At 57.1% G+C, this 7874-nt stretch carries 6 protein-coding genes; 1 reads left to right on the top strand and 5 read right to left on the bottom strand.

Annotated elements, in window-relative coordinates; translation table 11 throughout:
• Positions 1-172 precede the first annotated feature (172 nt).
• The 5 genes from OCV64_RS01260 to OCV64_RS01280 all read right to left on the bottom strand — a co-directional run bounded on the left by OCV64_RS01260 (position 173) and on the right by OCV64_RS01280 (position 6046).
• Complete coding sequence (locus tag OCV64_RS01260; RefSeq protein WP_262669040.1) at positions 173-922, bottom strand: SDR family NAD(P)-dependent oxidoreductase; 750 nt, start codon at positions 920-922, stop codon at positions 173-175.
• An 88-nt stretch (positions 923-1010) separates the two neighbouring features.
• Entirely contained in the window at positions 1011-2381 is a 1371-nt protein-coding gene (gene lpdA / locus OCV64_RS01265) for a dihydrolipoyl dehydrogenase (RefSeq protein WP_147572863.1), read from the bottom strand.
• Between the two features lie 13 nt (positions 2382-2394).
• Positions 2395-3978: a 2-oxo acid dehydrogenase subunit E2 gene (locus tag OCV64_RS01270; protein WP_262669042.1), complete on the bottom strand. Its 1584-nt coding sequence runs from the start codon at positions 3976-3978 to the stop codon at positions 2395-2397.
• Positions 3979-3995: 17 nt separating this feature from the next.
• Positions 3996-5066, bottom strand: coding sequence for an alpha-ketoacid dehydrogenase subunit beta (locus OCV64_RS01275; protein WP_262669155.1), 1071 nt, complete (start codon positions 5064-5066; stop codon positions 3996-3998).
• Positions 5066-6046, bottom strand: coding sequence for a thiamine pyrophosphate-dependent dehydrogenase E1 component subunit alpha (locus OCV64_RS01280; protein ID WP_240288741.1), 981 nt, complete (start codon positions 6044-6046; stop codon positions 5066-5068). Before OCV64_RS01280 ends, OCV64_RS01275 begins: the two co-directional genes overlap by 1 nt.
• A 640-nt stretch (positions 6047-6686) precedes the next feature.
• Here OCV64_RS01280 and OCV64_RS01285 point away from each other — a divergent pair.
• The coding region (locus OCV64_RS01285) for an ABC transporter ATP-binding protein (RefSeq protein ID WP_262669156.1) at positions 6687-7874 on the top strand (1188 nt) is incomplete at its 3' end.

A 7874-nucleotide genomic window follows, 5' to 3' on the forward strand; every position in this document is an offset into this window, starting at 1 on the left:
CCAGATTCTCCCTCCATTCCGCCTCGTTACTATTAGTAAAATTTTAACGATTTCTTTTAAGAATTTTCAATTTTATTTTACACATATTTTATTACTTAGTCAAGATTTTTTGTTTAATTCTTGTAAAAATTGTGTAAAATATCTCCTTAAATGTTTTTTAATATTATTAATATTACATATAAAGGCCGCCGTTTATATTCATGGCATCACCAGTCACATAGCTGGACAGGTCGCTGGCGTAGAACAGCACCGCGTTAGCAATGTCCTCGGCAGTGCCGTACCGGCCCAGGGGGATATAGGTCTTGGGGTCCTTCTGGGACCAGGAGAGCGTTTTGCCCATCGGCGTCAGGATATTGCCAGGACACACAGCGTTGGAGGTAATGTTGTATGCGGCGCCATGAAGCGCAAAGCATTTGCTCAGGTTCAGGATGCCGGCCTTGGCCGCCGCATAGGAGGCGTCAGAACTTCGGCCGCCCCGCAGCGCCGCCAGAGAGGACATATGGACGAGCTTGCCGTAATTCTGCTCCTTCATGATGGCAAATACCGCCTGGGTGCAGAAGAACATAGCCTTCAGGTCAATGTTCATCATCTTGTCCCAGCTCTCCAGACTGATCTCCTCTATAGGTGTGGAGCCGGTAATGCCGGCGTTGTTGACCCACACATCGATCCGGCCGAACAGCCCCTTGATCTCCTCAACCTTCTCCTTGATATGGTCAAAGTCCGCCACGTTGAACAGCACACACTTGGCCTGCCCCCCCTGGGCGATGATGTCGTCCACCACCCTCTGGGCCGTTTCCATATTGATGTCAGTAATGACCACCTTGGCCCCAAACTCCGCCAGGCGGCGGGCAATCGCCTCGCCAATCCCCCGGCCGGAGCCGGTGACCACGGCCACCTTATCTCGCATAAACATATGGTCCATTGAACCGATCTCCTTTCCTGTCGGGCAGGCGGGGTCATCGCCGCGCCCGCCCCTCCGAAGGGCGGCAGGAGGCCGCCCTTCGGGTCCGTTAAGCCTTATGAACCGCGGCTCCGAAGGCGTCCAGAGCGGCCTCCCGCACCATCTCCGCCAGAGAGGGGTGGGCCACTACCATCCGTTCCCACTCCTCCAGAGTCAGCTTTTTGTCTACCGCCAGGGCCCCAAAGGCAATCAGCTCAGAGGCGTTTTCTCCGACGATGGTAACGCCCAGAGTCTGCTTGGTGGCCTTATCCGCCACCACGAACACCCGTCCGGAGGCTCCCTCCGCCAGCGCCATACCATTAGCGGAGTAGTCAAAGGTACCCAGAGCCGGATCAAAGCCGGCCTCTTTGGCACTGTCCGTATTCAGTCCCACAGAGGCAAAGCAGGGATTCGTATAGACGCAGCTGGGCACAGGTGCCCGGTCTTTGGGTGCCTTGCCTGTCAAGATATGGGTCAGAGCCGCTTCGCCCTCGGCGTAAGCCGCATGGGCCAGCTGGATCCCTCCCGCTACATCCCCGATGGCGTATACGCCCTTCAAATTTGTGCGCTGGGCGCCGTCTACCAGGATGTGCTTCTTCTCGCTCAACTTCAGTCCCAGGGCCTCCGCGTCGATCCCGGACAGATTGGGGCGTCGTCCCACCGCCATCAGCACCTGATCCGCTTCTACGCTGTCCTGCTTTCCGTCCAGCTCATAGACCGCCCGCAGGGCGCCGTTTCCTTTCTCCACCCGCAGCATCTTAGCCCCGGTGAGAATACGGATCCCCTGCTTTTTCAGCGCAGATACCACCATATTGGCAGCTTCCTTCTGATCCCGGGGCAGCAGACTGGGCAGCATCTCAATAATCGTGATCTCAGTGCCGTAGCAGGCAAAGGCGCTGGCCAGTTCCAACCCGATGACACCGCCGCCCATCACCACCATACGGCGGGGCAGCCGCTCCAGATTCAGCGCTCCGGTGCTGTCAATCGTCAGCTCATGGCCGGGGATGGGCACCGTCATGGGGACCGAGCCGGTGGCGATCACCACATTTTTCCCCTTGTACTCCTGTCCGCCGCAGCGGACCACCCGGTTTTTCTCCAGACTGGCCTCGCCGTTTATCACGGTGACGCCGCACTTTTTCAGCAGAAATTGTACGCCGCCCACCAGCTTGGCCGTCACTTCCCCTTTGCCCTTCTGAATCTTGCGGAAGCTGAAAGAACCGGCATCCCGGAAAATCTCCCTGTCTACCAGCGAGCGGACCTTTTCCATGGCGTTGGCCTTGTCCACCAGGTATTTAGTAGGGATGCAGCCCACGTTCAGGCAGGTCCCACCCAGATGCTCCTTTTCAAACAGGGCTACCTTCTGCCCCTTTTTAGCCGCAGCGATGGCTAAAGAGTATCCCCCCGGGCCGCCGCCCAGCACCAAAATATCAAACGTTTCCACAGCGAATTCCTCCTCAGCCCAGCATCAGGGCAGGATTCTCCATCAGCAGCTTCAGCTCACGCAGGAACTGGGCTCCATAAGCTCCGTCAATGATCCGGTGATCGAAGGACCCGGTCACGCTCATCATATGGACGGGCTGGAACTGCTGTCCGTCCCAAACGGGCTGCACAGCAATCCGTCCCACCGCCAGGATACAGCTCTCCGGCGGATTAACGATGGCAATAAACTGATCCACGTCAAACATACCCAGATTGGAGATGGTAATGCTGCCACATCCCATGTCCGAGGGGGCCAGTTTGCTGTCCCGGGCCTTTTTCACCACCTGGCGGTACTTGTCCGCGATCTCCTCCAGCCCCATTGTGTCAATTCCCTTTACTACAGGGACCAGCAGAGCGCCCTCCAGACCCACGGCCAGACCCACATTGGTATGGCGGTAGACCCGGACCTCGCCGCCCTCGCAGCGGGCGTTGACCAGAGGGAACTTTCGGGAGGCCACGGCGATGGCCTTGGCCATAATGTCGTTGTAGGACAGCTTGATGCCCCGCTTCTCCTGATAGCTCTGCTTGAGGGCCATGCAGGCCTCCATATTGATATTTACCGTACACTGCCAAGCCGGGATGTTCTGGACGGACTCCAGCATCCGGCGGCCAATGACCTCCCGGGTCTTGGTCATGGGCAGGACCTCATATTCCGCCTCGGCGGGCGCAGCAGCCGGAGCGGGCAGGGCCTGCTCTGCCGCCAGAGCCGCCGCCTGGGCTGCGCGCACATCCTTACGGGTAAGCATCACCCCATTGGCCGGAGTCAGACCGGCCAGCTCCACACCCAGCTCCCGGGCCAGCATTTTGGCGTTGGGCATAGCGGGCCACAGGGCCTTGGCTACAGCGGGAGCAGCGGGACGAGGGGCGGGAGCAGCGCCCTTGATGATGGGGATATATTCCTCCTCATCCAGAACGCCGGCGGCAGGAGCGGCAGGGGCGGCTGGTGCCTGAACCGCAGGAGCGGCAGCAGGACGGGGGGCAGCGGCTCCGCTCCCGATCATCATCAGCACATCCCCGGAGGTGACATCGTCCCCCTCCTTGACCAAAATCTCCAGCACGGTGCCGGCCAGGTAACTCTCTACCGGCAGCACCGCCTTGTCTGTTTCCGCCTCCACCAAAGTATCGCCCCGTTTGACCTTGTCGCCCACCTTGACCAGTACGCTGGTGATCCGGGCCGCGTCGGTGGTCTGGCCGGCGGAGGGCATTTTGATGGGCTGGCCGCCGGCCGCCGGCGCCGGCTTCTCCGGTTCGGGCCGGGCCGCCTGAACCACAGGAGCGGCAGGGGCGGATTCCCCGCTCCGGACATAGCTCTTCCGATCCTCCTCAGAGCCCACGGCTACCAATACATCTCCGGCGTGGACATCGTCGCCCTCCGCGACCAGAACATCCAGCACGACGCCGGCAGCATAGCTCTCTACCGGCAGGATCGCCTTATCAGTTTCCGCCTCTACCAGAATATCGCCCCGCTTCACCGGATCTCCCGCCTTTACCTTGACGCTGGTAATCCGGGCTTCATCGGTGGTCTGTCCGGCAGAGGGCATTTTGATCTGCTGTACCATAGTTCGGTCCCTCCCGATCACAGCCTGGCCAGTTTGCACGCGCCCTCAATGATGCGCTGGGTAGAGGGGATCACAAACTGCTCCAGCGGCGGAGAGAAGGGGGTAGGCGTATCTGTGGCGCCCAGGCGGACAATAGGCGCATCCAGCAGGGTGATGGCGTTCTCAGCTACATAGGAGCCCAGTTGAGCGCCCCAGCCGCAGTTGTAGTGGTCCTCGTGGACGATCATCAGCTTTCCGGTCTTCTCCAGCGAGGCCAGCACCGTATCATAGTCGAAGGGGACCAGGCTGCGGGGGTCGATAATCTCACAGCTGATGCCCTCCTTCTCCAGCTCTTCCGCGGCCTCCATCGCCCGATACCACATCAGCAGGTTGGCTACGATGGTTACATCCTTGCCCTCCCGGCGGATGGCCGCCTTTCCAAAGGGAACGGTGTAATCTCCCTCGGGCACCTCGCCGGCGGAGCTGAGCTGGCCGGCCTCCTTTCGGGAGCCTCCGTACAGCAGCTTGTGCTCGAATACCAGCACTGGGTTGTTGTCCCGGATGGCCTGCTTCATCATGCCCTTGGCATCATAGGCGGTAGAGGGGCAGATGACCTTCAGTCCGGGCACATGAGTAAAATAGCTCTCCAGGCTTTGGGCGTGCTGGGCACCGCGGTTGGTGGCGCCGCAAGGGGCCCGCATGACCATCGGCACAGACACCTGACCGTTGGACATATAGCGCATCTTGGCCGCCTGATTGACCAGCTGATCCATCATGCAGAACAGGAAATCGCCATACTGCAGGTCGGCCACCGGGCGCATCCCCGCCATAGCCGCGCCGACACACACGCCGGAAATCATGATCTCCGCGATGGGCGTGTTGATGACCCGAGCCTCGCCAATGGGCACCGGCGTGCCGCCGAAGCCCTTATCGTCAGCGGATCTCACATTAGCGCCGAACTCGTCAGCCAGCCCCTTCGTAACGGTAAAGGCGCCGCCCATACCTCCGGGGATATCCTCGTCCTCACCGATGCAGAATACGGTGGGATCTCTTCTCATTTCTTCCGCAATGGCGCTCTTGAGCGCGTCAGCGATAGACATCACAGCCATCACTCATCATCCTCCTTAAACACGTTGATCAGAGCGTCCTCGTTGGCCGGGAAGGGCGCCTGCTTGGCGTATTCCACCGCGTCCTCGATCTCCTGCTCGATAGCCGCCTCTTCTTTTTGCAGTTCCTCCTCCGTGATCACGCCGTGTTCCAGGATCTTCTTCCGGAACAGAACCACAGGGTCCTTGGCAAACCACTCGGCCTCCTCCTCCTTGGGGCGGTAGCCGCAGGCGTCGTTTCGGGAGTGTCCGCCGTGGCGGTAGGTCTTCAGCTCCAGGATAGTAGGACCCTCCCCAGCCCGAGCCCGAGCAATGGCCCGCGTAGCAGCCTCGTTGACAGCCAGCACGTCGTTGCCATCTACCACCTCGCTGGGAATGCCGTAGATGGCGGCCCGGTCGGCGGCCACGTTCTCCTGCAGGCAGGTCAGGCTGATTGAGGTGGTGGCAGAGTACAGGTTGTTCTCGCACACAAAGATCACCGGCAGCTTCCACAGGCCGGCCACATTCATCGTTTCATGGTAGGAGCCCTCATTGCTGGCCCCGTCGCCAAAGAAGCAGACCACCACATTGTTCTTCTTCTGCATCTTAAAGGCCAGAGCGACACCCGCCGCGATGGGCAGGTTTCCGCCAACGATGGCGTTGGCCACCATAGCGCCCACAGAGATGTCGCCGGTGTGCATAGCGCCGCCCTTGCCGCCGCAGCAGCCCTCGGCCTTGCCGAACATCTCACACATCATGGCCTTGACGCTGATACCCTTGGCGATATCATGGCCGGCGGGCCGATGGGTGGAGGCCATCCAGTCCTCATGGCTCAAATCGTAGAGCATACCGACGGCGCTGGCCTCCTCGCCAGTGCTCTGGTGGATGGTGCCGGGCATGATGCCCTCTAAAAACAGATAGTAGATACTCTCCTCATACTTTCTGATCTCGTACATCTTTTTGTACATTCCAAGGGCTTTTTCTTTCGATGGGAAATCGCTCATGATCATATCCTCCTGCTCATTACATTTTGCCGGCTGTGCCGTATTCCTTCCCACTGTTTTCCAACCAGTCCCGTCCCTTCTCCCCCTCTTTTTATTACTAATATTTTATTTCCTCGAACGTAAAGCAAGTATACTTCTAGCTCTTATTTTTGTCAATAATAGACTGAAAATAAATTTTTTCAAATCTAATTTATCTATTTTTTCTCAACCTTCTTTTACTCACGTTGTTTTTTTATTTTTCGAACAATATTTTATTTTCTTTTATAATTATTTATTTTTACTAACATTTTTCTTTTATTTTTCTTATTTTTTACATTTCATTTCTCTTTTTATTAATTACTAATATATTTTTCAGGTTGATGGTATTCCTCTTTACCTTTTTATTCGGCACTTTTTACCTTCATTTTACTTGTGTTTCCCAAAATCATCATGTATAATAGCCAAAATCGAGCGATCGATTTAGATCAGGCCGGCAGCCTACTCCATTCTTATAGTCTGTCAGGCTAATAAAGTAAGGAGGACCAAATATCCGCGCGGCTTGCGGTACAGCAGTGTGGAGACCTGCTGCAACGTCCGCGGAGTTCCGCTCTCCGCGGGCAAGGGGTCACAGGCAGAGGCCGTGACACCAAAGCCGATCACTATGGCGACTCTCTCCCTTAGAAACATCAAAAAGATCTATCCCCATACCAGCAACGGCAAGAAAAAGAAGGCTTCCAAAAAAGGCGAGGCGCCCACAGGCGAAAAAGCCAATCTTGAGGTGACCTCCCAGGGCGTGGTAGCTGTCCAGCAATTCAATCTGGATATCGCTGACAAGGAGTTTATCGTACTGGTCGGTCCCTCCGGCTGCGGAAAATCCACCACGCTTCGGATGGTCGCCGGTCTGGAGGAGATCTCAGAAGGCGAGCTGTACATTGACGGCAAACTGATGAACGACGTAGAGCCCAAAGACCGTGATATCGCAATGGTCTTCCAGAGCTATGCCCTGTACCCCCATATGACTGTATATGAAAATATGGCCTTCCCCCTGAAGCTTCGGAAAATGCCCAAAGACGAGATCGACCGCAAGGTGAAGGAGGCCGCAGCCACTCTGGACATCACCCAGTACCTGAACCGGAAGCCCAAGGCCCTGTCCGGCGGCCAGCGTCAGCGCGTTGCCATCGGCCGCGCCATCGTGCGGGAACCCAAGGTGCTCTTGATGGACGAGCCCCTGTCCAATCTGGATGCCAAGCTCCGCAATCAGATGCGCTCCGAGATCATCAAGCTGCGCCAGAAAATCGATACCACATTTATGTACGTTACCCACGATCAGACCGAGGCTATGACCCTGGGCGACCGTATTGTCATCATGAAGGACGGCTTTATCCAGCAGATCGGCACGCCTCAGGAGGTCTTTGACCACCCGGCCAATCTGTTCGTTGCCGGCTTTATTGGCACACCCCAGATGAATTTCTTTGATGCCAAACTGCTTCTGGAAGGTGGGCGCTATTTTGTCACCACCGGGGCGGTCAAGGTGGAGCTTTCTGAAGAGAAGCAGCAAGCCCTAGCGGCGAAGAAAGTTTCCGCTCAGGATGTCACCTTAGGCGTCCGCCCCAACCACATCATCCTCAACGACGGCACCAACGCCATCGAAGCCACGGTAGATGTGTCAGAGATGATGGGCAGCGAGGTCCATCTCCACGCCAACACCCAGGGCCGGGATGTAATTATCATTGTCCCCACCATGGATATCTCCGGCAGCCATAAGGAGACATTCTCCTACGGCGCCAAGATCAATTTCACTTTCGGCGGCAACGTATGCCACATTTTTGGTGCTGACGAGAACAATTTG

Source organism: Muriventricola aceti (assembly GCF_025567565.1).
GTDB lineage: Bacteria > Bacillota > Clostridia > Oscillospirales > Oscillospiraceae > Lawsonibacter > Lawsonibacter aceti.

What these genes read in the sequence shown, in the direction of transcription:
- OCV64_RS01260 (WP_262669040.1), bottom strand. Translation starts at nt 922, where the DNA reads ATGGACCATATGTTTATGCGAGATAAGGTGGCCGTGGTCACCGGCTCC.
- OCV64_RS01270 (WP_262669042.1), bottom strand. Translation starts at nt 3,978, where the DNA reads ATGGTACAGCAGATCAAAATGCCCTCTGCCGGACAGACCACCGATGAA.
- OCV64_RS01275 (WP_262669155.1), bottom strand. Translation starts at nt 5,066, where the DNA reads ATGGCTGTGATGTCTATCGCTGACGCGCTCAAGAGCGCCATTGCGGAA.
- OCV64_RS01280 (WP_240288741.1), bottom strand. Translation starts at nt 6,046, where the DNA reads ATGAGCGATTTCCCATCGAAAGAAAAAGCCCTTGGAATGTACAAAAAG.